This is a genomic window from Rhodoferax sp. U2-2l, from assembly GCF_020594515.1.
In the GTDB taxonomy this organism is placed as follows: Bacteria; Pseudomonadota; Gammaproteobacteria; order Burkholderiales; family Burkholderiaceae_C; genus Rhodoferax.
The window spans coordinates 239,598-263,502 of the sequence record NZ_JAJCTH010000003.1; the positions used below are offsets into that span (position 1 = coordinate 239,598).

The following is a 23,905-nucleotide window of genomic DNA, read 5'->3' on the forward strand; positions in this document are numbered from 1 at the left end:
GTCCATCATGAACCGACTTGCGTCTATCCTTACCGTCAACCACGTGCTTGTCCAGGTGGACATTTCCAGCAAGAAAAGAGCTTTTGAAGAAGCGGGTTTGCTGTTTGAAAATCTCCATGGTTTGAGCCGCGCGCTGGTCACGGACAGCCTGTTTTCGCGCGAGCGACTCGGGTCCACCGGTCTGGGCCACGGCGTGGCGATACCGCATGGACGGATCAAGGGCCTGAAGTCGCCCATGGCGGCGGTGTTCCAGTTGGCCAATCCGATCGGCTTTGAGGCACCCGATGAACTGCCTGTGGGTCTGATGATCTTTTTGCTGGTGCCTGAGGCTGCCACGCAAAAACATTTGGAAATCCTTTCTGAAATCGCAGAAATGCTCAGCGACGCTGATCTGCGGGAAAAAATCATGGCTAGCCCCTCGGTGGCTGACTTGCACGGGCTGATCACCAGCTGGCAATCGGTTCAATCCATTTAAGCGCCCGCTTTGAAACCCACCGTGATCAGCGCCGACGTCCTCTTTGAGGCGTTTCGGAGTAATTTGCGCTGGGAATGGGTGGCGGGTCTCGGCGCTTCCGAGCGGCGTTTTGATGAAGTGGCCGTGCGGGCGGCGCGCTCTGGCGCCGATTTGGTGGGGTATCTCAACTACATCCACCCTTACCGGGTCCAGATTCTGGGTGAACGCGAGGTGGCCTACCTGACCAACGCGACCCCGGAAGACAGCATGCGGCGTATCGCGCGCATTGTCACGTTGGAGCCGCCCGTCCTGATTCTGGCCGATGGTCAAGCCGCCCCGGAAGCGCTGATGTCGATGTGTGAGCGCGCCCAGATCCCGATGTTTGCCACCCAGGGCTCATCGGCCTTTGTGATCGACGTGTTGCGCGCCTACCTGTCCAAACACTTTGCCGACCGCTGCACCATGCACGGCGTGTTCATGGACATTCTGGGCCTGGGGGTGATGATCACCGGTGAGTCCGGCCTGGGCAAAAGTGAGCTGGGCCTGGAGTTGATCTCGCGCGGCAATGGCTTGGTGGCCGATGATGCGGTGGATTTGTACCGCATCAACCAGGACACCATTGAAGGGCGTTGCCCGGAGCTGCTGCTCAACCTGCTTGAAGTGCGCGGCATCGGTTTGCTCGACATCCGCTGCATTTTTGGTGAGACCGCCGTACGGCGCAAAAAACGCCTGCAGCTGATCGTGCATCTGGTGCGCCGCGAAACCATGGAGCGTGATTACGAGCGTATTCCCTATGAGCCGCTGACGCAGGATGTGCTGGACGTGCCGGTGCGCAAGGTGGTGATCCAGGTGGTGGCCGGACGCAACATTGCGGTCCTGGTGGAGGCTGCGGTGCGCAACACCATCCTGCAGATCCGCGGTGTCGATACCTACAAGGAGTTTGTCGAGCGCCATCGCAAGGCGATGGGCGAGACCAGTTAGCCTGGTTTGCGACGGTGCTCGCAGTTGTCGCGGGTGCAATGGGCGTACAGGCTCAAAGCATGGTCAGCGATGGCAAAACCCTTCTCTTTCGCCACAGCATGTTGGCGCTGTTCAATTTGGGCGTCAAAGAACTCCTCCACCCGACCACAATCCAGACAGACCAGGTGGTCGTGGTGCTGACCTTCATTGAGCTCGTACACGGCTTTGCCGCTCTCAAAATGGCTGCGCGACAGGATCTCGGCCTGTTCAAACTGCGCCAGCACCCGGTACACCGTGGCCAGGCCGACGTCCGCGTGCTCTTCCATCAACACGCGAAACACGTCCTCGGCCGTCATGTGGCGGCGCGCGCCTTTCTGGAAGATTTCCAGAATTTTCAGCCGGGGTAGGGTGGCTTTCAGGCCGGTGCTCTTGAGTTCATCAATCTTGGTCATACAGGTTTTCCGGTTGCCGGTGGTGTTGCCGCGCCGCGTACCTTGAAATGGAACGCTGCCAGTACAATGAACAGATCATATCGTCGCGGCTTTTTCTATGTCTGATTCCATTGTTCGTTGTGTCCGCTGGAGCGCGCTAGGTGCCGCGGTGGCTGCGCTGTCTGCCTGCAGTTCCGTGGATGGCGCCAGCAACCGGCTGGTCAGTATGGTGACGCCCTACAAGATTGACATCGTTCAAGGTAACTTTGTCTCGCGCGAGCAGGTCGACGCGCTCAAAAATGGCATGAGCCGCGGTCAAGTCAAGAATATTCTGGGCACGCCCTTGCTCACCGATGTGTTTCATGCCGACCGGTGGGATTATGTTTTCACCTTCAAGCGGCAAGGGGTGGAATCCCAGGCGCGCAAGGTCACGGTGTATTTCAAGGACGATGTGCTGGCACGGGTTGAGGCCGACCCGCTGCCCACCGAGGCCGAGTTTGTGGCCTCCCTGGACTCTGGCCGCCATTCAGGCACGGTGCCCGTGCTGGAAATGTCCCCTGACAGCCTGAAAGCCGCCGCCAAACCTGCACCCGTTGCATCAAGCCCTGCCAAGCCGGTGGCTACGCCGCCCGCGAGCTACCCGCCCCTCGAATCCCCCGCACTGTAAAAGGTTGGTATGAGCGACACCATCCTCCACCGAATTTGTGTGGCCGGTGCCAGCGGTCGCATGGGCCGTATGCTGGTAGAGGCTGTTTCTCGCGCTGACGACTGTCGACTGAGCGGCGCTTTGGACGTGCCTGGCAGCCCGGCCATTGGCCTGGACCCGGCCGCATTCATCGGTTTGAGCAGTGGCATTGCCATCACCTCGGATCTGGCGATGGGCCTGAGCAACACCGATGCCTTGATTGACTTCACCCGGCCTGAGGGCACGCTGGAACACCTGCGGGTTTGCCGCGAACTGGGTGTCAATCTGGTGATTGGCACCACCGGGTTCACCGAGGCGCAAAAAGCCGAGATCGCCGCTGCAGCCCAAGACATTGCCATCGTCATGGCGCCCAACATGAGTGTGGGTGTCAACGTCACCTTGAAGCTGCTGGAGATGGCGGCCAAGGCCCTATCCACCGGTTACGACATTGAAATCATCGAAGCGCACCACCGCCACAAGGTCGATGCGCCCTCGGGCACGGCGCTGAAAATGGGCGAAGTCATCGCCAGCGCTTTGGGGCGCGACCTGAAAGACTGCGCGGTGTATGCCCGTGAAGGCGTGACCGGCGAGCGCGATCCGTCTTCCATCGGTTTCGCCACCATCCGCGGCGGCGACATTGTGGGCGACCACACGGTGCTGTTTGCGGGCACGGGTGAGCGCATCGAGATTTCCCACAAGTCGTCCAGTCGCGTCAGCTACGCGCAGGGCAGCCTGCGGGCTGTGCGCTTTCTGCAAGGTCGCAAGGCTGGCTTGTTCGACATGGCTGACGTACTCAGCCTGAAATGAACCTGGCCCAGTTTTTCTGGCAAGGTGACGCGCTGGCGCGGGGCGTGGCCCTGCTGTTGCTGGTCATGTCGATCGCCACGTGGGTGGTGATTTTGTGGAAAGCCTGGCTGCTGCACCGGGCCAGCCGGGACGTGGATCGTTGTATTGCCGTCTTCTGGCAGTCGGGCAACGTCGAGGACGCGACACAGAAGATCCGGGCTTCTGACCGTGAAGTCTTGGTGCTGCCGATGGTGGAAGCGACAAAACTGGAAGCCAGCAGCACCTTGGCCGGCGCCGGTGGCCTGGAGACGCAGCTCACCCGCAGGTTGCGCAATGCCCTGCATGTGTCGCTGGCCAAGTTGCAACACGGTCAGGTGTTGCTGGCCACGATAGGCGCCACAGCGCCGTTTGTCGGCTTGCTCGGCACGGTCTGGGGGATTTATCACGCGCTGATCGGTATTGCCTCGGCCGGGCAGGTCACCATCGACCAAATCTCCGGCCCGGTGGGTGAGGCGCTGATCATGACGGCGGCCGGCCTGGCGGTGGCCATTCCGGCGGTGCTGGCTTACAACGTGCTCGGGCGCGCCGTGGCCCGTATCGAGGGCGAGCTGGAAGGTTTTGCCCGCGACCTGCGCGAACTGGTGGGCCACACCAGCACACCGCTTTGATCCGGGGCTGACGCACATGTCTTTTGGTCGTCTGGACCGCAGCTCGGGCGCACCACCCATGAGCGACATCAACATGACGCCGCTGATCGACGTGATGCTGGTGCTGGTGGTGATCTTCATCATCACCGCGCCTTTGCTTGCCAGTTCCATCAAGCTGGATTTGCCCAAAACCGATGCCGCCAAGGCCAGTGAGGTGCCCAAAGCGGTGTTGGTGGTGGTGGATGCCGCCGGGCAGACCTACCTGAATGACCACCCGGTGTCGCTGGATGACTTGGCCCGGCAGTTTGCAACCGCCCAGCAGGCCAACCCGGACACCGAGGTGCAATTGCGCGCGGATACCGCCGTGCCCTACGGCCGCATTGTGGAGGTGATGGGCGCTGCGCAAAAAGCGGGTCTGAACCGCATCGGCTTCATCGCCGACAACCCAACGCCTGCCGCTGCCCCCCTGCCAACGGCAGCGCCGACAGCACCTGCCGAACCGGCCACGCGCAAACCCTAAAATCGGGTCAAGCCTGCTGCGTGCGCCTGGTGCGCTAGAGCGGGCAACCACGCAGCCTTATCCCCGTTACTTCACGCTACAGCGGTGTTCAAACCGCCACGATGGATCGTTATGCAAGACAAATACACCCACCTCGACGTTGAACCCGCAGCACAGGCGCATTGGCAGTCCAGCGATGCCTACCGGGTCACGGAAAACGCGGTGGACGCCCAAGGCCAACCCAAAAAGAAGTTTTACGCCTGCTCGATGCTGCCTTACCCCAGCGGCAAATTGCACATGGGCCATGTGCGCAACTACACCATCAACGACATGCTGACGCGCCAGCTGCGTATGCAGGGTTACAACGTGCTGATGCCCATGGGCTGGGACGCTTTTGGCCTGCCCGCCGAAAACGCGGCCCTCAAGAACGGCGTGCCACCCGCCAAGTGGACGTTCGAGAACATCGCCTACATGAAAAAGCAGATGCAGGCCATGGGCCTGGCCATCGACTGGAGCCGCGAGGTCGCCACCTGCACCCCCGAGTACTACAAGTGGAACCAGTGGCTGTTTCTGAAGATGCTGGAAAAAGGTATCGCCTACCGCAAGACCCAGGTGGTCAACTGGGACCCGGTCGACATGACCGTGCTGGCCAACGAACAGGTGATTGACGGCAAGGGCTGGCGCACCGGTGCGGTGGTTGAAAAACGCGAGATTCCGGGTTATTACCTGGCCATCACCCAGTATGCCGACGAGCTGCTGGCCAATCTCACCGGCGACAAGATGCCCGGCTGGCCCGAACGCGTCAAGCTGATGCAGGAAAACTGGATCGGCAAGTCTGAGGGCGTGCGGTTCGCCTTCACGCACGACATCCAAGGCGCTGATGGCGCGTTGATCAGCGGCGGCAAGATGTACGTCTTCACCACCCGGCCCGACACCATCATGGGGGTGACCTTTTGCGCGGTGGCACCGGAGCATCCGCTGGCTGCGCATGCGGCAGCCAGCAACACGGCACTGGCGACCTTCATCGAAGAATGCCAGAAAGGCGGCACCACCGAGGCCGAAATGGCGCTCAAGGAAAAGGTGGGTATGCCCACCGGCTTGTTTGTCACCCACCCGCTGACGGGCGGCAAGGTGGAAGTGTGGGTCGGTAATTACGTGCTGATGAGTTATGGCGATGGTGCCGTGATGGGGGTGCCCGCGCATGACGAGCGCGACTTTGCGTTTGCACTGAAATACCAATTGCCGATCCAACCCGTGGTGGCGGTGGGTGCGCAGGTATTTGATGCCACCGTCTGGCAGGACTGGTACGCCGAAAAAGGTGCTGGCGTGGCGGTGAACTCCGGAAAATACGACGGCTTGGTGTTCAAGGACTGCGTGGCGGCGGTGGCGGCTGACTTGGCTGCGCTGGGCCTGGGTGAGAAGAAGGTTACCTGGCGCCTGCGCGACTGGGGCGTGAGCCGCCAGCGCTACTGGGGCACACCGATCCCGATCATCCACTGTGATGACCACGGTGCGGTGCCGGTGCCCGAGAAGGATTTGCCGGTGGTGCTGCCCGACGACCTGGTGCCGGACGGCTCGGGCAACCCGCTCAACAAGTGTGAGGCCTTCCACGCCGGTGTCACCTGCCCGATCTGCGGCAAGCCTGCGCGGCGCGAGACCGACACCATGGACACCTTTGTCGACAGCTCGTGGTACTTCATGCGTTACTGCGACCCGACCAATGCGGACAAGATGGTGGCCGAGGGCGCGGATTACTGGATGCCGATGGACCAGTACATCGGTGGCATCGAACACGCCATCCTGCATTTGCTGTACGCGCGGTTCTGGACCAAGGTGATGCGTGACCTGGGCCTGGTCAAGGTCGACGAGCCTTTCACCAAGCTGCTTACCCAGGGCATGGTGCTCAACCACATTTATTCCCGCCGCACTGACAAAGGTGGCAAGGACTATTTCTGGCCCAAGGACGTGGAACACGTGTTGGACGACGCAGGCAAGGTCATTGGTGCACGCCTGATCAACGTCGTCGACGATCTGCCGGTGGGCACACCCATCGACTACGAAGGTGTGGGCACCATGTCCAAGTCCAAAAACAACGGGGTGGACCCGCAGGACCTGATCGAAAAATACGGCGCCGACACCGCGCGCCTGTACACCATGTTCACAGCCCCGCCCGAGGCCACGCTGGAGTGGAACGACGCCGCGGTGGAAGGCAGCTACCGCTTCCTGCGCCGGGTCTGGAACTTTGGCGTCAAGCTGTCTGCGATGGATGTCGCAGCTGCCGCTGCGATGGCCACACAGGCGTCTGGCTTGAAAGATGTCGCGTTTGGCAAGGAGGCCAAGGCCCTGCGGCTGGAAATCCACACCGTGCTCAAACAGGTGGACTACGACTACCAGCGCATGCAGTACAACACCGTGGTGTCTGGCTGCATGAAGATGATCAACGCGCTGGAAGACTTCAAGGCGGTGGACACCGCCGGTGCCCAGGTGGCGCTGATCGAAGGTTTTGGCATCTTGCTGCGCTGCCTGTACCCGGCCACACCGCACATCACCCACGCCTTGTGGTCGCAGCTGGGCTACGCGGGCACGCTGGGTGACCTGCTGGACACCCCGTGGCCGCAGGTCGACCCGGATGCCCTGGCCAAGGACGAGGTTGAGCTGATGCTGCAGGTGAACGGCAAGCTGCGCGGCTCAATCACCGTACCCGCCAGCGCCGACAAGGCGGCGATCGAGCAAGCAGCCATCGCCCATGAGATGTTCCAGAAGCTGGCCAATGGTGCCGCGCCCAAAAAAGTGATTGTGGTGCCGGGCCGCTTGGTCAATCTGGTGGTTTAAGGAGTTGCTATGAAGTCTGGTCTGATGCATCCGAGTGAATTCTCCCGGCGTCGCCTGGGCGTGGCCATGCTGGCAGCGGGGCTGCTGGTGGGTTGCGGCTTCAAGCTGCGTGGCAGCCAGAACTTCGCCTTCACCAGCATCGCCATCGGGCCGAATCCGGGGGGGGCGGTGGTGCAGGAACTGCGTCGCTCCTTTGGTGGCGCGGTCAGAGTTTTGGGTGTAGATGAGCCGCCAACGCAAGCTCAGGTGGTGCTGAGGGTGCTGGGCGAGCAGCGTGAAAAAGTGGTGGTCGGGATGAACTCGTCCGGCCAGGTGCGTGAATTCCAGTTGCGCCTGCGGGTGCGCTTCCGGCTGGACACGCCGCAAGGCCGCGAGCTGATTGACGACGCTGAGATCGTGCAGCAGCGCGACATCAGCTACAGCGAAACCGCTGCGCTGGCCAAAGAAACCGAAGAAGCCCTGCTGTTTCGCGACATGCAAAGCGACATTGCCCAGCAGATTCAGCGCCGCCTGGCGGCCGTCAAGCAAATTCAATAGCGCTTGAGGCCCCTTGGGTAAGGGCGACAGGCCGAATCAGCTGATACAGGTCTTTTGGGTCGCTTAACGGTGCCATCAGTGGCAGCGGCGCGCCCAAGCCCAGTTGCTGCGCGTGGTCATACAGGTAGCGCAGCGCAGAAAAGTCTTCCAAAGCAAAACCCACCGAGTCAAACAGCGTCACCTGATCGGCGTGGTCACGGCCTGGCGTGTGTCCTGCGAGAACTTGCCACAACTCGGTCACGCCGAAGTCAGCGGGCAGGTGTTGCAAGTCGCCCTCGATGCGGGTTTGCGGCTCAAATTCGACAAACACCTTGGCCGCGCGCAACACGTCGGCGTGAATCTCGGTCTTGCCAGGGCAGTCGCCACCGACGCCGTTGATGTGCATGCCGCTCTCCAGCATGTCGGTCGTGATGATGGCCGCGTTGGTTTTGTCGGCGGTGATGGTGGTCACGATGTCGGCGCCACGTACCGCATCGCGCCCACTGCTGCACGCGATCAGGCGCAGGCCCGCGGTGTCAGGATTTGCTTGCAGGTTGCGCATCAGCTTGGCGGTGGCAGCGGGGTCAATGTCAAACAGGCGAATCTCTTCAATGTCGAGCAAATGGTGAAACGCCAGGGCCTGGAACTCGCTTTGCGCCCCGTTGCCAATCAGGGCCATCACCCGGCTGTTGGGCCGGGCCAAAGCGCGTGCGGCCACCACCGATGTCGCGGCCGTGCGCAGGGCGGTGGTCAGCGTCAGCTCACTGAGCAAGAGCGGCACGCCGGTGCTCACATCGGCCAACACGCCAAACGCCATCACCGTGGACAAGCCCCGGGCGGTGTTTCGCGGGTGGCCGTTGACGTATTTGAAGGTGTACGTGTTGGCGTCGGCAATGGGCATCAGCTCGATCACACCGTCTGGCGAATGGCTGGCGACACGGGGCGCCTTGTCAAAACTCTTCCAGCGCAAAAAATCCTGGCGAATATAGGCGGCCAAACCTTGCAGTGTGGCGGCGATGCCTTGGCGGCCAACCAGCGCGGCCACGTCTGCCGGGCTGAGAAACAGGGTGCTGACGCGGCTGTGGGGTGCGGTGTGGATGATGTGGGGGGTGGTCATGGTGGGTTTTTCGGACGGGTCATCGTCTGGAAACGGGTGAGAACGAGTTTGCCTGCGCACGGCAACAATCACAATGGTCAATTTTGTATAAAAACCGTCACATAATTGCCGTTTTGACACCTTGGGTTGCCACAATGGATGGAGTAGACCAACAATTGCTGTCCCTGCTGCGGCAAGACGCCCGGCTGTCGGTGGCCGCGCTGGCGCTCAAGCTCAAGGTGTCACGCGGCACCGTTACCAACCGCATCCGTAAGCTCGAAGACGATGGCGTGATCGTCGGCTACACCGTGCGGCTGCGCCCGGACGTGCAGCACGACCCCATCACCGCCTGGATGAGCATCGCGGTGGACGGCAACCAGACCCGCGCGGTGATTGCTGCCCTGCTGGGCGAGCCTGGCGTGGCCACCCTGCATGACACCAATGGCCGCTGGGACTTGCTGGCCGAGTTGCGCGCCGAAACCCTGCAGGAGTTGGCCAAAGTGCTGGAGCGCATTCGCCTGCTCAAAGGCATCAGCAACACCGAAACCAGCATCCACCTCGAAACTTTCCGACTCTCCTGAACGGGTGACGCCGTCCCGGGCTTTGCCCCGGCGGGTGGTCATCGTCTGCCCGGTGCGCGAACGTTCGGGCGATGCAATGCAACGCCCGGCAAGCCAATGATCTGGTTTTGAACGCGTCATCGCTAGCCCTGCCAGGTGGCGCTGTTCCAGGTCGATGCCGCTGCGTCCCAACCCGGCCTGAGACCCCTGGCGATAGGGGCAGGCTAAACTGGTTCCATGCAACTCAGCCCGTCCCAGTTACCCGCGCATTTGAACAAAGGTCTCAAAAGCCTTTACACCTTGCATGGCGACGAGCCGCTGCTGATTGGTGAGGCGCTGGACGCCATCCGCGCCGCCGCCCGCGCCCAAGGGTTCACCGAGCGCACGTCCCACACCGTGAGCGGTGCCAACTTTGACTGGAGCGAGGTGCTGGCCGCCTGTGGGTCTTTGAGTCTGTTTGCCGACAAACAGATCGTCGAAATCCGCATCCCCAGCGGCAAACCCGGCAAGGAAGGCAGCGTGGCGCTGCAACAGTTGGTGGAGCAGTCGCGCGGCAACGACGCCACGCTGACCCTGGTGATCCTGCCCCGCCTCGACAAAATGACCAAGGCCACCGCCTGGTTTGCCGCGCTGGAAGGCGGCATCACGCTGGAAGTGAGTCCGGTCGAGCGCGCCGCGCTGCCGCAATGGATTGCCCAACGGCTGGCGGCCCAAGCCCAGCGTGTGGCAGCGGGCGAAGAGGGCCAGCGCACGCTGCAGTTTTTTGCCGACCGGGTGGAAGGCAACCTGCTGGCCGCGCACCAGGAGATCCAAAAACTGGCGCTGTTGCACCCGGCTGGTGAACTGAGCTTTGCGCAGATCGAATCCGCCGTGCTCAATGTGGCGCGCTACGACGTGTTCAAGCTGTCCGAAGCGGTGCTGGCCGGCCAGGCGACGCGGGTGCAGCGCATGCTCGACGGCCTGCAAGCCGAGGGCGAGGCCGAGGTGCTGGTGCACTACACCCTGGCCGAGGACATCCGCGCCCTCAAACGTGTGAAAGACGCCATGAACCGCGGCACACCACTGCCGATGGCGCTGCGTGAACAGCGTATCTGGGGCAACAAGGAGCGTTTGTTTGAGCGTGTTTTGCCGCGCCTGAGCGACGCCGCGCTGGCGCAACTGCTGCAAAGCGCGCATTTGGTGGACGGCATCGTCAAAGGATTGAGGCAACCCGATTGGCCCAACGACCCCTGGGCGGCGCTGGGTCGGCTGGCGATGTTGCTGTGTGGTCTGTGCGCGGTGGGGGCGGGGAAGCCGGTCAAGGCGGCCATGCCTGAGGCGACGCGTGCCAAAATAGCCCGATGAACGCGATCAACCTCCCCGACTACGCCCAAACGCTGGGTGCTCAGGCCAAACAGGCCTCGGTCCTGATGGCCAAAGCGCCAGCAGCGATCAAAAACAAAGCTTTGCGCCGCCTGGCCGAGCTGCTGCGGACCAACGTGGCCGCGCTGCAGATCGACAACGCCCGCGACATTGACCGCGCGGTGGCCGCGGGTCTGGCCGCCCCCATGGTGGACCGGCTCAAGCTCACCCCCAAGGTGATCGAGACCTGCGCCCAGGGCTGTGAACAACTCGCCGCCATGGCCGATGTGATTGGCGAAATCATCGGAATGAAGGAGCAGCCCAGCGGCATCCGTGTCGGGCAGATGCGGGTGCCGATCGGGGTGTTTGGCATGATTTTCGAGAGCCGCCCGAATGTGACGATTGAAGCCGCGTCGTTGAGCATCAAGAGTGGCAACGCCTGCATCCTGCGCGGCGGCTCCGAGGCAATCGACTCCAACAAGGCGCTGGCGCGGCTGGTGCAGCAGGCGTTGGCGGAGAGCGGCCTGCCCGAGCACGGGGTGCAGCTGGTGCAAGTGACCGACCGCGAGTTGGTCGGCCAACTCATCACCATGCCGCAGTTTGTGGATGTGATCATTCCGCGCGGTGGCAAGGGCCTGATCGAGCGCATCAGCCGCGACGCCAAGGTGCCGGTCATCAAACACCTGGATGGCAATTGCCACACCTATGTGGACGACCCGTGCGACATCGCCTTGGCCGTGAAAGTGGCCGACAACGCCAAAACCAACAAATACAGCCCCTGCAACGCCACCGAGAGCCTGCTGGTGGCGCGGGGTGTGGCGGCCGAGTTTTTGCCGCAGATCGCCCGCATTTACGCGGCCAAAGGCGTCGAGATGCGCTGCTGCCCCGAGGCGCTGACCTTGTTGCAGTCTGATCAGGCAGCTGTCCAGAACGAAGCCGTCAAGCTGGTGCCCGCGCTCGAGGCGGACTGGTCTGAAGAATACCTCGCACCCATCATCAGCATCAAGATCGTCGCTGGGGTCCAGGAGGCCATCGCCCACATCAACCGGTACAGCAGCCACCACACCGACGCCATCCTGACGCGTGACCATGTGCATGCCCAACAGTTTTTGCGCGAGGTGGACTCCAGCAGCGTCATGGTCAACACCAGCACCCGTTTTGCCGACGGCTTTGAGTACGGGCTGGGTGCCGAAATCGGCATCAGCACCGACAAGTTCCACGCGCGTGGCCCGGTCGGCATCGAGGGCCTCACCTCCCTCAAATACGTGGTGCTGGGCCAGGGCGAAGTGCGGACCTGAACCGTTGACGGCCACGGGCGCGCCAGACCGTGCGCTGGCACACTGACCTGACAGGTGGTGTTCTGGAACTATTTGGCCCGGACGGGAACTGAGTGAAAGTTTGCACATCTACGTCTGATGCGCGTCTGGCCGACACAGGCCCGCCCTAGAATAAAAGCAACTCTTTCGCAAGGTTTTCCATGGTTCCTCATCTCATCACCGCCTTGACAGGCCCCATCAATGAACTGGAGCAGCGCGTGCTGGACTCCATGCCCGCCATTGAGCGCTGGTTCCGGCTGGAGTGGATGGAGCACACGCCGCCGTTTTACAGCTCGGTCGATATCCGCAACGCCGGCTTCAAGCTCTCGCCGGTCAGCACCCGCCTGTTTCCCTCCGCCTGGAACAACCTCACCCCGGAGATGGTGCCGCTGGCCGTGCAGGCTGCCATGGCTGCCATCGAGAAAATCTGCCCCGAGGCGCGCAACCTGCTGGTCATCCCCAGCAACGGGCCGCACAGCCCGAGTTACCTGGACAACCTGGCGCAGTTGCGGCGCATCTTCAACATGGCGGGTTTGAATGTGCGGCTGGGCTCCATTGACCCGGCACTCAAGAAAAGCACCACCATCGAGCTGCAGAACGGTGAATCCGTCACCCTGGAGCCGGTCATCCGCGGCAGGCGCCGTCTGGGCCTGAAAGACTTTGACCCCTGCACCATCCTGCTCAACAATGACCTGAGCGCCGGTGTCCCGGGCATTCTGGAAGAGATTTACGAGCAGTACCTGCTGCCACCGTTGCACGCGGGCTGGCCCACCCGGCGCAAAAGCAAACATTTCAAAGCCTACGAAGAAGTCGCCAAACGGCTGGGCAAACTGTTGGGCGTCGACCCCTGGCTGATCAACCCGCTGTTTGACAAATGCGACGAGGTGGAACTGGACAAGGACAGCGGGCTGGACTGCCTGCGCAGCCAGGTGGACGTGGTGCTGACCCGGGTGCGGCGCAAGTACAAGGAATACGGCATCAAGGAGAAGCCGTTTGTGGTGGTCAAGGCCGACCACGGCACGCACGAGTTGGGCGTGGTGACGGTGCGCGACGCCAGGGACATGCAGGCCCTGGCCGACCGTGCGCAAGCCCTGGCCAAAAACCGGCAGACCCCGCTGGCGCCACACGGTTTCATGGTGCAAGAAGGGGTGATGACGCAAGAGCGTGTCCATGACGCGGTGGCCGAGCCGGTGATCTTCACCATGGACCGGTATGTGGTGGGTGGTTTTTACCGCGTGCACGCCGGACGCGGGGTGGATGAGGCGCTCAACGCGCCCGGCTCGGACTACGTGCCGCTGGCTTTTGAGCACAGCACCCAGTTGCCCCAGCCGGGCATCAAGCCCGGCGCCAGCCTGCCCAACCGGTTTTACATGTACGGCGTGGTGGGCCGCCTGGCCATGTTGGCCGCCAGCTACGAACTGGAGGCTACCGACCCCGAGGCCGAGGTCTACGACTAAGCCTGACGTGTGGGTTTGCCGCCACAGGCGGTCAGGAAACGTTGAGTCAGATCAAGTCTGTGTCAGATCGTTGGCAGCGCCTGCCCGGCTTTCAGGCGCAAAATGGCGCCCTCTCATGACATGGAGCCCGGCCTGTTGGTAGGCTGAGTGGTGATTTGACAAACTCTCAAACGTCTCTGCGCGCACTCACCCTGGGCGCCATTGGTGTGGTGTATGGCGACATCGGCACCAGCGTGCTCTACGCGGTCAAGGAAGTGTTTGGCTCTGGCCATGTGCCGTTCACCACCGACAACGTGATGGGCGTGCTGTCCATCTTCTTCTGGACGCTGACCGTCATCATCTCGCTCAAATACGTGACGCTGGTGCTGCGCGCCGACAACAACGGCGAGGGCGGTCTGGTGGCGATGCTGGCGCTGGCGTCCCAGTCGGTCGTCGACAAGCCCAAATTGCGGCGTGTGTTGTTGTATGTGGGCATTTTTGGCACCTGCCTGTTTTATGGCGATGGCGTGATCACCCCGGCCATCTCGGTGCTGTCGGCGGTGGAAGGCCTGGAGGTGGTGTCGCCTACCTTCAAAAAAGCGGTGATTCCACTGACCCTGCTGATTTTGTTTGCGCTGTTTTTTGTGCAAAAACGCGGCACGGCTGACATTGGCAAGTTTTTTGGCCCGATCACGCTGACCTGGTTTGTGGTCATCGGGGTGCTGGGTGTGTCGCACATCTGGCACAACCCCGAGATTTTGTGGGCGCTGAGCCCGCACCATGCCTGGTTATTTACCTGGAACAACCCGGGCGTCACCTTCATCATTCTGGGGGCGGTGGTGTTGTGTGTGACCGGGGGCGAGGCGCTGTATGCCGACATGGGGCACTTTGGCAAGAAGCCGATCCGCCTGGCCTGGTTCACCGTGGTCATGCCTTGCCTCACGCTGAACTACTTTGGCCAGGGCGCCTTGTTGCTCAGTGACCCGAGCGCGGTGAAAAATCCGTTTTTCAACATGGCCCCCGACTGGGCGCTGCTGCCGCTGGTGGGCCTGGCCACGCTGGCCACGGTGATTGCCTCGCAGGCCTTGATCACCGGGGCGTTTTCGGTCACCAAGCAGGTCATCCAGCTGGGCTACCTGCCACGCTTGCAGGTGTGGCACACCAGCGTCAAGGAAACCGGCCAGATCTACATGCCGTTTGTGAACTGGGGCCTGTTTGTGCTGATTGTGCTGGCTGTGGTGTTGTTCAAGACATCAAGCAACCTGGCCGCAGCCTATGGCATTGCGGTGACGCTGGACATGCTGATCACCACGGTGCTTACGTTTTTTGTCGTCCGATATGCCTGGCGATACCCCTTGTGGCTGTGCGTTGGCGTGACCAGCTGGTTCTTTGTGGTGGACATGGCGTTTTTTACCTCCAACATGATCAAGCTGTTCGACGGCGGCTGGTTCCCGCTGCTGATCGCCGGTGGCGTCTACACCGTGATGCTCACCTGGAAAGACGGCCGACGGCTGCTCAAGCAAAAACTCAAACAGGACGCCATTGACCTGACCAGTTTCCTGGAGGCGGTGTTCATCAGCCCGCCCACCCGCGTGGCCGGTGCCGCCGTCTTCCTGACCGCTGAGAGCGGCACCGTGCCCAACGCGATGCTGCACAACCTCAAGCACAACAAGGTGCTGCACGAGACCAACCTGTTTGTCACCGTGGTCAGCCATGAGGTGCCGTGGATTGGCATGGACAAACGGGTGAGCATCGAGTCCCTGGGGCACGACTGCTGGCAGGTGATCGTCAACTACGGCTTCAAGAACGACCCCGACCTGCCCAAAGCCCTGCAAAGCCTCAAAGGCCGGGGTTGTGATCTGGACCCGATGACCACCAGTTATTTCCTGAGCCGCGACACCGTCACGCCCTCGCTGAGCAGCGGCATGGCCTTGTGGCGCGAAAAGTTGTTCGCCCAGATGCACCTCAACGCCAGCGGCGCGGCGGGGTTCTTGAACCTGCCGAGCAACGCGGTGGTGGAGTTGGGCAGCAAGATCGAGATTTGAGCCCTGACGGGTGGGTGGGCGGTTTCGCCCGGTCGGGTCGGCTGGCGGCCTGGGCAAGGTAAAGTTCAGCGCTTCGCCAGAACCAAGTCATGCGCTTTTTCAAAGATCTTTCCCCCGCCGCCTTCACCGCCGGTTTTGTGGCTGTGCTGGTGGGCTTCACCAGCTCGGTGGCCATCGTGTTCCAGGCGGCGCTGGCCTTCGGGGCCACACCTGTGCAGATCACGTCCTGGATGTGGGCGCTGGGCTGGGGCATGGGCTTGTGCACCGCGGTGCCGTCGTTGATCCTGAAAAAGCCGGTGATGGTGGCCTGGAGCACCCCCGGCGCCGCCGTGTTGGCCACGGCGGGTGTCGCGGGCGGCTTCAGCATGGCCGAAGCGGTGGGCGCCTTCATGGTGTGTGCTGCGCTGATCACCCTGGTGGGGGTCACCGGCTTGTTTGAGCGCGCCATGAACCACCTGCCCATGGCGATCGCTTCGGGCTTGCTGGCTGGCGTATTGGCGCGCTTTGGCATGCAGGCTTTCACCGCAGCACAAACCAACCTGCCGCTGGTGCTGATCATGCTGCTGACCTACCTGGCGGGCAAACGCTGGTTGGCCCGTTACGCGGTGCCTGTGACCTTGCTGGTTGCTATTGCCTATGTAGCGATGACCTCTGGATTCACGGGTGCTAGCGTGCAATTTGGCTTGGCGATGCCGGTATTCACCCTGCCGCAGTTCAGCTGGAGTGCGGTCATCAGCCTGGCGCTGCCGCTGTTTGTGGTGACCATGGCCTCGCAAAACCTGCCGGGGGTGGCGGTCATTAACGCCGCAGGTTATGGCCGCACGACTGACCAGCGCGGCATTCCTGTGTCGGGGGTGATCACGCTGACCGGCCTGGTCACGCTGGTGCTGGCGCCGTTTGGTGGTTATGCGCTGAACCTGGCCGCCATCACCGCCGCAATCTGTATGGGCCGCGAGGTCCACCCGGACCCGGACAAACGCTACACCGCCGCGGTGTCGTGCGGCGCGCTGTACATCCTGATCGGCATGTTTGGCACGGTCATCACTGGCGCGCTCACGGCGTTTCCCAAGGAACTGATTGCCACGATTGCCGGGCTGGCGCTGCTGGGCACCATCGGCTCGGCACTGACCACCGCGCTGCGGGACGACTTTCACCGCGAGGCCGCCCTGATCACCTTTCTGGTCACCCTGAGCGGGGTGGTGATTGCCGGTGTCGGCTCGGCGTTTTGGGGGGTGATTGCGGGTGCCTTGGCCTTGTTGATCCAAAGGGTTGGAAAATCGCACTTTGACCTGCCGCCGCGCTGACACGCGCGCACGGCAGTCGTTTCCTTGCCTCCTGCGCCCCTCGGGGCCACTTAGAAAGTGATGTTTCCATGAAGTTGTTGTTTGTCGCTGACCCGCTCGAATCGTTCAAAATTTACAAAGACACCACCTTTGCCATGATGCGCGAGGCGCAAAAACGTGGCCACACCCTGAGTGTTTGCGAACCCAAAGACATCATGTGGCAGCGTGGCGCGCCGGTGACCGCTTATGTGCGAGACATCACACTCACCGGCCAAACGCCCCAGTGGTTCACCGCGCTGCAGCAAGCACCCAACGAGCGAGCGGCCGCACTAAAGGACTTTGACGCGGTGGTGATGCGCAAAGACCCGCCGTTTGACTCGGAGTACTTCTACGCCACCCACCTGCTCGAGCAGGCCGAGCGCGAGGGCGCCCGCGTCTTCAACAAGCCACGCGCGCTGCGCGATCACCCGGAAAAACTGGCGATTCTGGAGTGGCCGCAGTTCATCGGTCCGACGCTGGTCACGCGTGATGCGCAGGACATCCGCCGTTTTCACGCCGAACATCAGGACATCATCCTCAAGCCGCTGGATGGCATGGGCGGCACCGGCATCTTCCGCGTGAAGGAAGATGGCCTGAACCTGGGCGCCATCATCGAAACGCTCAACAAGGAGGGCGCCGAGACCGTGATGGTGCAAGCCTTTTTGCCTGCCATCGCCCAGGGCGACAAGCGGGTGCTGGTGATTGGCGGCCAGCCGGTGCCGTATGGCCTGGCGCGTATTCCGCAAGGCGGCGAGGTGCGTGGCAACCTGGCAGCAGGCGGCAAAGGGGTGGCGCAGCCCTTGACCGCGCGTGACCGCGAGATCGCCGAAGCGATTGGCCCGGTGCTGGCGGCGCGCGGCTTGTTGTTGATCGGGCTGGACGTGATTGGTGAGCACCTCACCGAGATCAACGTCACCAGCCCCACCTGTTTCCAGGAGATCTTTGATCAGACCGGCTTTGACGTGGCGGCGATGTTTGTGCAGGCGCTGGAAGCGGCACAGGTCTGAATACAACGCGGCGCCGGTCCGGCAGCCACCACCGGCACCGGCCCTAGCGGGTCGGTGATGGGCGCCGGGCGCGGCGGGGCGGCGCACTGGCAGCTGCAGTGCGCCAGGGTGCCGTCGACAAACACGTTGAGTTGGCCCGGGGCAAAAGGCGTCCAGTCTTCATCGGTGGTCAGCGGCTCGGTCACGACGATGGCCAGCCGGTCTGCCGGGCTGTTGAGCTGGGCCAGGTTCACCGTCACATCATCGTCCTTCAGATGCACCTGATTGAACGGGTGGGCGCGCAACACGTAACACAGGTGGGTGGTGGCGTGCGCCCACAGTGCCTGGCCGTTGCTGAGCAAAAAATTGAAGGTGCCGTGTTTTGAGATCTGCGGCACCAGCTCTTGCAGGGTGCGGGTGAGTTCGTCCACCGTGGGCACACTGGCGTGGGATTTGGCCAGCTCCTGCAACAGCCAGCAAAACGCCAACTCGCTGTCGGTACTGCCCACCGGCCTGAAATGGCCGTGCAGGTGCGGTGCATAGTTTTTCAGGTCGCCATTGTGGGCAAACACCCAGTAACGGCCCCACAACTCGCGCACGAACGGGTGGGTGTTTTCCAGCGTGACCTGCCCCACGGTGGCCTTGCGCACATGCGCTACCACGTTGTGGCTTTTGATCGGGTAATTTTTGAGCATCTGCGCTATCGGCGAGGCGGCGGCGCTGCATTTGTCGACAAAGTGACGCACCCCTTTGCCGGGGCGGCTGTCGTCACTTTCAAAAAAAGCAATGCCCCAGCCGTCGCCGTGGTGGGCGGTGCCGCCGCCGCGCTGCGCGAAGCCGGTGAAACTCAGCGTCAGGCTGGCCGGCAGGTGGCTGTTCATTCCGAGTAATTGGCACATGGTGAGCGATTCAATAGCGTTGTGCTGACTGACAAAATGTTGCTCCAAGGCGCAAAGCTTAACGATTTCCTGCTATGTTCTGCTTGGATGGGAAAAGACGGTACAAAATCAAGACGTCTTGCGAGTATGCTTTCAAATCGCCGTCAAGGTGAGTTTTTGTCAGACCAGTTGGCCTTCGCTGGCTGCTTACCGGGTCTTTTTCGATGCGTCAATCGTTACAACGTGGAAATGCTGTCTTGAAGAACAGAGTCAGTTATTTTGTCGCCTTGTTGGCAGTGTTAACTGGAGCCGCGTCAACCGGTCACGCCTTCACGCTGGGTGATCTGCGAGGTAGTGCGGTGATTGGTCGCTCGCTGGATGTGACCGTGCCGGTCGTGCCTGGCGCCGGTGAAGACGTGCTGGCGACCTGCCTGTCGGCCGAGGTGCTGTTTGCCGAGTCGCAGCAGCTGAGCCCGTTGATCACGGTGAGCCAGACCAGCACCGGGTCTGCGCCCGCCATGGTGCGCATCCGGTCTGCCGCTGCGGTGACTGAGCCGGTGGTGACCGTGGTGCTGCGGTCCATCTGCGGCAGCCCCATGTCTCGCCAATACGTCTTGCTGTCGGACTTTCCGGCGCCAGATTTGCCCAAGGCGTCAGCCCCGTCGGCCGTCGATTTGATGCCATTGGCGTCCAGTGCGTCCAGCATGCCACCGCAAAGCGCAGCTGGCGCCGGGGCATCGGTCGCGCAGGCCCAGGCGGCGCCCACCTCGGCGCCGAACCGGGTTCAGGCGGACGCAGCGCTGGCCAGGCCGGTGGCACCCCAGCAAGCTGCGCCCGTTAAAAAGCGACCCAAGCCCGCAGCGGCCCCGGTCAAGCCGAGGCCAGCGCCGGAGCAGACCAAACCTGTGTTGAAGCTGGACCAGTCCCTGGTGTTGCCCGTCCAGGGTGACTTACCGATGCCAGTGGCGGCACCTGCTTCTGCGCCGGCATCGGTGCCTGCCTCGGCCCCCAGTGAAGAGGCGGTGCAGCAGGCCCTGCGCATGGAGGCTTTGCAGAACGATATCAAGGTCCTCAAAGAGCTGGCTTTAAAAAACGAAGCCAGTCTGACGGAATTTCAGACCAAATTGCGCCAGGCCGAAGCCGAGCGTGTTCCGCTGACCTGGTTTTACCTGCTGTCAGGCTTGTTGGCGCTTTGCCTGGCCACCTTGGCCTGGGTGCTGCGCAAGCAGCAGGCCGCCAAAAAGAACGACGAGGCCTGGTGGCAGCAGGGCCAAGACGGCACGACGCAAACGGTTGCCAACGCGCCACCGTCCGCTTTCCCGGCGCCCGCGGCGACGGTGCTGCCGACGCTGGCAACCGTGGAGGTGGACCGGCCACATGCCGTGACCGCCGAGTCTGATGTGGACCTGGACATTGACCTGGCCAGTCTGCCGCCCGCCGATGCGCCGCCGTCCGTGACGCCGCCGATGGCGCTGCCGCCAGCGGATGGGTTTGCCATGACCCACAACATCAACGCCGAGAGCGTGTCAGACATCCGCCAGCAGGCCGAGTTTTTTGTCTCACTGGGGCAGACCGATCGGGCCTTGAATGTGTTGCGCAAGCAGATTTTGGAAAGCCAGGACCCGAACCCGCTGGTGTATCTGGACTTGCTGACGCAGTACCACGCCCAAGGGTTGAAGTCTGATTTCCGCGAATTGCGGGCGGCGTTCAACCGGTTTTTCAACGGTGTGGTGCCCGATTTTCCTGCGTTCAACCTGGAAGGCCGTGACCTGCTGAGCTACCCCGAGCCGCTGGCTGTGCTGGCGCGGTTCTGGCCCAACATCGAAGCCATCGCGTTCCTGGAGGCCTGCATTTTCCGCAACGACGCAGCGCCCATGCAGATGTCATTCGATCTGCCCGCCTTCCGTGATTTGCTGATGCTGCATGCCGTGGCCGAAAAGGTGACGTCTGACTCGCCCTGGAAGATGACGAACTATTCGGGTCTGGGCGGTCAGAGCACCGGCCCGGCCGAGTTGGCGGGTATGGCCATGGTGATGGACATGCGTGGCCGGGCGGCAGAAGAGGATGCCAAGCCGGTGTCGGTGGCCGAAACGCTCTCGCCGGGTCTGGATCTGGATCTGGCGTTTCCATCCGCGGAAGACACCAGCAGCGCGTCCAAGCCAAAGGCCCCGTCGGCTGACGGGCGCGGCGACTTGCCTTTCCCCGACTTGCGCTGACCCTTGCGGCCGGGCGGCGCCGGGAGGGGCGTCAACCGCTCAGCGCTTGCCGGGCCCAAATTGCCGCCACAGCCGCAGCGCCAGCAGGAGCATCGGCGCCAGATGCAGGCACAAGTCAAACACGTCCAGTGGGCGCACCAGCGCACCCTGGCTGAGCAGGCGCAGTTTGTCGATCAGATGCGGCTCAGGGGCGATCGGGGCAACCGCCATCCACACCGCCAGCGCCACCACCACCCACAGCGGGGCTTTGTCCAGCCAGCTCATGCCGGGTTGGCTGCCACACACGCCGCGCAAACGCAGGCGGTGTGGCGTGCGGCCGCCGGAATGCGGTCCAGCAGAGAGGGGCTGAAACTGGCGGTGGTGCACCAGCACGGCGGCTGCTTGACGCCGGTGACGCGTTCAGCCTCCATCGCGCAGGCGTTGGGCTGGCCGCAAATCGGGCACAGACCCGGCTGGGGTGCTGGCGGTGGCGCTTGGTGGGGCATGGCGGTGGGCCGATCCATGTGCCAGGTCAGCCCGCTGCCTTCACCTTCAAGCGCCAGCCGTGCAGCAGCGGCTCGGTGTAACCACTGGGTTGGGTCAGGCCTTTGAACACCAGGTCACACGCGGCCTGGTAGGCCATCGAGGTGTCAAAGTGGCCCGCCATCGGTTGGTAGAGCGGATCGCCCGCGTTTTGCGCGTCCACCACGGCGGCCATGCGCTCAAAGGTTTCCTTGACCTGGGCCGCGGTCACCACGCCGTGGTGCAACCAGTTGGCCATGTGCTGGCTACTGATGCGCAGCGTGGCGCGGTCTTCCATCAGGCCGATGTTGTGGATGTCGGGCACCTTGGAGCAGCCCACGCCCTGGTCCACCCAGCGCACCACATAACCCAGGATGCCCTGGGCGTTGTTGTCGAGTTCCTGCTGTTTCTCGGCCTCACTCCAGGTGGGGGCGGGCGCGACCGGGATGTGCAACAGACCGGTCAGCAGCGCGTCGTGTTCACTCTGGGCATCACGTTTGGCGTGGGTTTTTTCAATGTCTTTTTGCACGTCGCTGACCAGCACCTGGTGGTAGTGCAGGGCGTGCAGCGTGGCACCGGTGGGGCTGGGCACCCAGGCGGTGTTGGCACCGGCCTTGGGGTGGGCAATTTTTTGCTCGAGCATGGCTTTCATCAGGTCGGGCATGGCCCACATGCCCTTGCCGATTTGGGCCTTGCCGCGCAGACCACATTGCAAACCCACCAGCACGTTGTTGCGCTCGTAGGCGTGGATCCAGGTGCTGGCTTTCATGTCAGCCTTGCGAACCATCGGGCCGGCCAACATGGCGCTGTGCATCTCGTCGCCGGTGCGGTCCAGGAAGCCGGTGTTGATGAACGCGACGCGGCTGGCGGCAGCGGCAATGCAGGCTTTCAGGTTGACGCTGGTGCGGCGCTCTTCGTCCATGATGCCGAGTTTGACGGTGCTCTCCGGCAGGCCCAGCAGCTTCTCGACGCGGCCAAACAGTTCATTGGCAAACGCCACTTCCGCCGGGCCGTGCATCTTGGGTTTGACGATGTAGACCGAGCCCTTGCGCGAGTTGCGAATCGCGTCTTTTTTGGTCTTGGCCAGGTCGTGCATGGCAATCGTGGTGGTGACCACCGCGTCCATGATGCCTTCGGGAATCTCACGCACTTCACCGGCCTTGTCGGTGTAGAGGATGGCCGGGTTGGTCATCAGGTGGCCGACGTTGCGCACAAACATCAGGCTGCGGCCATGCAGGCGCACCGGCTTTTTGCCATCGGGCGCGGTGTAGAGGCGGTCGGGGTTGAGGCCGCGGGTGATGGTCTTGTCGCCTTTGGCCACTTCTTCGGTGAGTGTGCCTTGGAGGATGCCGAGCCAGTTGCTGTAGGCCAGCACCTTGTCGTCGGCGTCCACCGCGGCGACCGAGTCTTCCAGGTCCAGGATGGTGGAGAGGGCCGCCTCGACCACCAAGTCAGACACGCCCGCCGGGTCGCTGGCGCCGATGGCCGTGGCGCGGTTGATGATCAGGTCCAGATGCAGGCCGTGGTGGACAAACAACACGCTGGAAGGTGTCTTGGCCTCGCCTTGGTAGCCCACCAACTGGTCGTTGTCTTCCAGGCTGGTGTTGCTGCCGTCGGCCAGTTTCACCGCCAGCTTGCCGCCCTTGATGCTGTAGGCCACCGAGTCGATGTGTGAGCCTTTCTTCAGGGGCACGCAGCGGTCCAGCACATAACGTGCGTATTCGATCACCTTGGCGCCGCGTTTGGGGTTGTAGCCGCCCTTTTTGCCGACCTTTTGACAGCCCTTGGCCTCGTCAATCACATCGGTGCCGTACAAGGCGTCATACAGGCTGCCCCAGCGTGCATTGGCGGCGTTGAGCGCGTAGCGGGCGTTCAGGATCGGCACCACCAGTTGCGGACCGGCTTGTTTGGCCAGCTCGGCGTCCACCTTGCTGGTGCTGATGCGAACTTTGTCGGGCACCGGCACCAGGTAACCGATTTTTTCCAGGAACGCGCGGTAGTGCGCCATGTCGTTCGGTTGGCCGTGATCACCCGCGGCGATGGGGCCGGGGTTGGCCGTGTGCCAGGCATCGAGCTCGCTTTGCAAGCGGTCCCGCTCGGCCAGCAGGGCGATGTTTTTTGGTGCCAGATCGGCCACGATGGCATCGAACCCCTTCCAGAATTTGGCAGGTGTCACGCCGGTGCCGGGCAGCACTTGGGTGTCGATGAACTGGCACAGGTTGCTGGCCACTTGCAGGCGATGTCGGGTGATGCGTTCGGTCATGATGGTGCGGTTGGAGTTGAAAAATTCTGGCGGCTGGGTGGCAAGCCTGCCCCGGTGGTGGTCACCTGTTGAGCACCATTTTAGGGAACATTGCCGGTTGGATTGCGTGGATGCATCATCGCGCAGCTGTGACAA

At 62.5% G+C, this 23,905-nt stretch carries 21 protein-coding genes and 1 pseudogene; 16 read left to right on the forward strand and 6 right to left on the reverse strand.

Annotated elements, in window-relative coordinates:
- Positions 1-7: 7 nt before the first annotated feature.
- Together LHU53_RS04235 and hprK are read left to right on the forward strand one after the other, a co-directional pair.
- Positions 8-475 carry a PTS sugar transporter subunit IIA gene (locus LHU53_RS04235; protein WP_227330837.1) on the forward strand — a complete coding sequence of 156 codons (468 nt, stop codon included), beginning with the start codon at positions 8-10 and terminating at the stop codon, positions 473-475.
- 9 nt (positions 476-484) lie between these two features.
- Positions 485-1,435: an HPr(Ser) kinase/phosphatase gene (gene hprK, locus LHU53_RS04240; protein WP_227330838.1), complete on the forward strand. Its 951-nt coding sequence runs from the start codon at positions 485-487 to the stop codon at positions 1,433-1,435.
- On the opposite strand, the gene fur is transcribed toward hprK, so the two are convergent.
- Positions 1,432-1,866 (reverse strand): ferric iron uptake transcriptional regulator, encoded by a 435-nt coding sequence (gene fur, locus LHU53_RS04245; RefSeq protein WP_227330839.1) that lies wholly within the window; start codon positions 1,864-1,866, stop codon positions 1,432-1,434. The two genes, hprK and fur, sit on opposite strands and share 4 nt — an antisense overlap.
- Positions 1,867-1,963: 97 nt before the next feature.
- On the opposite strand from fur, the gene LHU53_RS04250 reads away from it, so the two are divergent.
- From LHU53_RS04250 to lptE, 6 genes are all read left to right on the forward strand, one after another.
- Complete coding sequence (locus tag LHU53_RS04250) at positions 1,964-2,512, forward strand: outer membrane protein assembly factor BamE (RefSeq protein ID WP_227330840.1); 549 nt, start codon at positions 1,964-1,966, stop codon at positions 2,510-2,512.
- A gap of 9 nt (positions 2,513-2,521) precedes the next feature.
- Complete coding sequence (dapB, locus tag LHU53_RS04255) at positions 2,522-3,337, forward strand: 4-hydroxy-tetrahydrodipicolinate reductase (RefSeq protein WP_227330841.1); 816 nt, start codon at positions 2,522-2,524, stop codon at positions 3,335-3,337.
- Positions 3,334-3,984, forward strand: coding sequence for a MotA/TolQ/ExbB proton channel family protein (locus tag LHU53_RS04260; protein WP_227330842.1), 651 nt, complete (start codon positions 3,334-3,336; stop codon positions 3,982-3,984). Before dapB ends, LHU53_RS04260 begins: the two co-directional genes overlap by 4 nt.
- A 16-nt stretch (positions 3,985-4,000) precedes the next feature.
- A complete protein-coding gene (locus LHU53_RS04265; RefSeq protein ID WP_227330843.1) occupies positions 4,001-4,483 on the forward strand; it encodes a biopolymer transporter ExbD in 483 nt (160 codons plus the stop codon).
- A 111-nt stretch (positions 4,484-4,594) separates the two neighbouring features.
- Positions 4,595-7,294, forward strand: a complete 2,700-nt coding sequence (leuS, locus tag LHU53_RS04270) for a leucine--tRNA ligase (protein WP_227330844.1) — start codon at positions 4,595-4,597, stop codon at positions 7,292-7,294.
- A 9-nt stretch (positions 7,295-7,303) separates the two neighbouring features.
- Positions 7,304-7,831, forward strand: a complete 528-nt coding sequence (gene lptE / locus LHU53_RS04275) for an LPS assembly lipoprotein LptE (RefSeq protein ID WP_227330845.1) — start codon at positions 7,304-7,306, stop codon at positions 7,829-7,831.
- On the opposite strand, the gene LHU53_RS04280 is transcribed toward lptE, so the two are convergent.
- A complete protein-coding gene (locus tag LHU53_RS04280) occupies positions 7,815-8,927 on the reverse strand; it encodes an ornithine cyclodeaminase (RefSeq protein WP_227330846.1) in 1,113 nt (370 codons plus the stop codon). The two genes, lptE and LHU53_RS04280, sit on opposite strands and share 17 nt — an antisense overlap.
- 134 nt (positions 8,928-9,061) lie before the next feature.
- On the opposite strand from LHU53_RS04280, the gene LHU53_RS04285 reads away from it, so the two are divergent.
- The 7 genes and pseudogenes from LHU53_RS04285 to gshB all read left to right on the forward strand — a co-directional run bounded on the left by LHU53_RS04285 (position 9,062) and on the right by gshB (position 17,933).
- Complete coding sequence (locus LHU53_RS04285; protein WP_227330847.1) at positions 9,062-9,487, forward strand: Lrp/AsnC family transcriptional regulator; 426 nt, start codon at positions 9,062-9,064, stop codon at positions 9,485-9,487.
- A 216-nt stretch (positions 9,488-9,703) separates the two neighbouring features.
- A complete protein-coding gene (holA, locus tag LHU53_RS04290) occupies positions 9,704-10,810 on the forward strand; it encodes a DNA polymerase III subunit delta (RefSeq protein WP_227330848.1) in 1,107 nt (368 codons plus the stop codon).
- The gene (locus LHU53_RS04295) at positions 10,807-12,105 is read left to right on the forward strand and encodes a glutamate-5-semialdehyde dehydrogenase (protein ID WP_227330849.1); all 1,299 of its coding nucleotides are present in this window, start codon (positions 10,807-10,809) and stop codon (positions 12,103-12,105) included. Before holA ends, LHU53_RS04295 begins: the two co-directional genes overlap by 4 nt.
- Positions 12,106-12,284: 179 nt before the next feature.
- Entirely contained in the window at positions 12,285-13,580 is a 1,296-nt protein-coding gene (gene gshA, locus LHU53_RS04300; protein WP_227330850.1) for a glutamate--cysteine ligase, read from the forward strand.
- Between the two features lie 155 nt (positions 13,581-13,735).
- Positions 13,736-15,604 carry a potassium transporter Kup gene (locus tag LHU53_RS04305; RefSeq protein ID WP_227330851.1) on the forward strand — a complete coding sequence of 623 codons (1,869 nt, stop codon included), beginning with the start codon at positions 13,736-13,738 and terminating at the stop codon, positions 15,602-15,604.
- 77 nt (positions 15,605-15,681) lie between these two features.
- Positions 15,682-16,908 (forward strand): annotated as a pseudogene (locus LHU53_RS04310) (benzoate/H(+) symporter BenE family transporter); the annotation flags it as partial.
- Between the two features lie 68 nt (positions 16,909-16,976).
- Positions 16,977-17,933 (forward strand): glutathione synthase, encoded by a 957-nt coding sequence (gene gshB / locus LHU53_RS04315; protein WP_227330853.1) that lies wholly within the window; start codon positions 16,977-16,979, stop codon positions 17,931-17,933.
- On the opposite strand, the gene LHU53_RS04320 is transcribed toward gshB, so the two are convergent.
- On the reverse strand, positions 17,873-18,811 hold the full coding sequence (locus LHU53_RS04320) for a class II glutamine amidotransferase (RefSeq protein WP_227330854.1): 939 nt from the start codon (positions 18,809-18,811) through the stop codon (positions 17,873-17,875). The two genes, gshB and LHU53_RS04320, sit on opposite strands and share 61 nt — an antisense overlap.
- 236 nt (positions 18,812-19,047) lie before the next feature.
- On the opposite strand from LHU53_RS04320, the gene LHU53_RS04325 reads away from it, so the two are divergent.
- The gene (locus tag LHU53_RS04325) at positions 19,048-21,006 is read left to right on the forward strand and encodes a FimV family protein (protein ID WP_227330855.1); all 1,959 of its coding nucleotides are present in this window, start codon (positions 19,048-19,050) and stop codon (positions 21,004-21,006) included.
- 39 nt (positions 21,007-21,045) lie between these two features.
- Here LHU53_RS04325 and LHU53_RS04330 read toward each other — a convergent pair whose 3' ends face one another.
- The 3 genes from LHU53_RS04330 to LHU53_RS04340 are packed head-to-tail and all read right to left on the reverse strand — an operon-like array spanning position 21,046 to position 23,770.
- Positions 21,046-21,270, reverse strand: a complete 225-nt coding sequence (locus LHU53_RS04330; RefSeq protein ID WP_227330856.1) for a hypothetical protein — start codon at positions 21,268-21,270, stop codon at positions 21,046-21,048.
- Positions 21,267-21,509 carry a cysteine-rich CWC family protein gene (locus LHU53_RS04335; RefSeq protein ID WP_227330857.1) on the reverse strand — a complete coding sequence of 81 codons (243 nt, stop codon included), beginning with the start codon at positions 21,507-21,509 and terminating at the stop codon, positions 21,267-21,269. Before LHU53_RS04335 ends, LHU53_RS04330 begins: the two co-directional genes overlap by 4 nt.
- Positions 21,510-21,517: 8 nt before the next feature.
- Positions 21,518-23,770, reverse strand: a complete 2,253-nt coding sequence (locus tag LHU53_RS04340) for a malate synthase G (RefSeq protein WP_227330858.1) — start codon at positions 23,768-23,770, stop codon at positions 21,518-21,520.
- Positions 23,771-23,905: the final 135 nt, after the last annotated feature.

What these genes read in the sequence shown, in the direction of transcription:
- gshB (WP_227330853.1), top strand. Translation starts at nt 16,977, where the DNA reads ATGAAGTTGTTGTTTGTCGCTGACCCGCTCGAATCGTTCAAAATTTAC.
- lptE (WP_227330845.1), top strand. Translation starts at nt 7,304, where the DNA reads ATGAAGTCTGGTCTGATGCATCCGAGTGAATTCTCCCGGCGTCGCCTG.
- LHU53_RS04320 (WP_227330854.1), bottom strand. Translation starts at nt 18,811, where the DNA reads ATGTGCCAATTACTCGGAATGAACAGCCACCTGCCGGCCAGCCTGACG.
- gshA (WP_227330850.1), top strand. Translation starts at nt 12,285, where the DNA reads ATGGTTCCTCATCTCATCACCGCCTTGACAGGCCCCATCAATGAACTG.
- leuS (WP_227330844.1), top strand. Translation starts at nt 4,595, where the DNA reads ATGCAAGACAAATACACCCACCTCGACGTTGAACCCGCAGCACAGGCG.
- LHU53_RS04285 (WP_227330847.1), top strand. Translation starts at nt 9,062, where the DNA reads ATGGATGGAGTAGACCAACAATTGCTGTCCCTGCTGCGGCAAGACGCC.
- LHU53_RS04335 (WP_227330857.1), bottom strand. Translation starts at nt 21,509, where the DNA reads ATGGATCGGCCCACCGCCATGCCCCACCAAGCGCCACCGCCAGCACCC.
- dapB (WP_227330841.1), top strand. Translation starts at nt 2,522, where the DNA reads ATGAGCGACACCATCCTCCACCGAATTTGTGTGGCCGGTGCCAGCGGT.
- LHU53_RS04330 (WP_227330856.1), bottom strand. Translation starts at nt 21,270, where the DNA reads ATGAGCTGGCTGGACAAAGCCCCGCTGTGGGTGGTGGTGGCGCTGGCG.
- LHU53_RS04295 (WP_227330849.1), top strand. Translation starts at nt 10,807, where the DNA reads ATGAACGCGATCAACCTCCCCGACTACGCCCAAACGCTGGGTGCTCAG.
- LHU53_RS04340 (WP_227330858.1), bottom strand. Translation starts at nt 23,770, where the DNA reads ATGACCGAACGCATCACCCGACATCGCCTGCAAGTGGCCAGCAACCTG.
- holA (WP_227330848.1), top strand. Translation starts at nt 9,704, where the DNA reads ATGCAACTCAGCCCGTCCCAGTTACCCGCGCATTTGAACAAAGGTCTC.
- LHU53_RS04265 (WP_227330843.1), top strand. Translation starts at nt 4,001, where the DNA reads ATGTCTTTTGGTCGTCTGGACCGCAGCTCGGGCGCACCACCCATGAGC.
- LHU53_RS04235 (WP_227330837.1), top strand. Translation starts at nt 8, where the DNA reads ATGAACCGACTTGCGTCTATCCTTACCGTCAACCACGTGCTTGTCCAG.
- fur (WP_227330839.1), bottom strand. Translation starts at nt 1,866, where the DNA reads ATGACCAAGATTGATGAACTCAAGAGCACCGGCCTGAAAGCCACCCTA.
- LHU53_RS04250 (WP_227330840.1), top strand. Translation starts at nt 1,964, where the DNA reads ATGTCTGATTCCATTGTTCGTTGTGTCCGCTGGAGCGCGCTAGGTGCC.
- LHU53_RS04260 (WP_227330842.1), top strand. Translation starts at nt 3,334, where the DNA reads ATGAACCTGGCCCAGTTTTTCTGGCAAGGTGACGCGCTGGCGCGGGGC.
- LHU53_RS04280 (WP_227330846.1), bottom strand. Translation starts at nt 8,927, where the DNA reads ATGACCACCCCCCACATCATCCACACCGCACCCCACAGCCGCGTCAGC.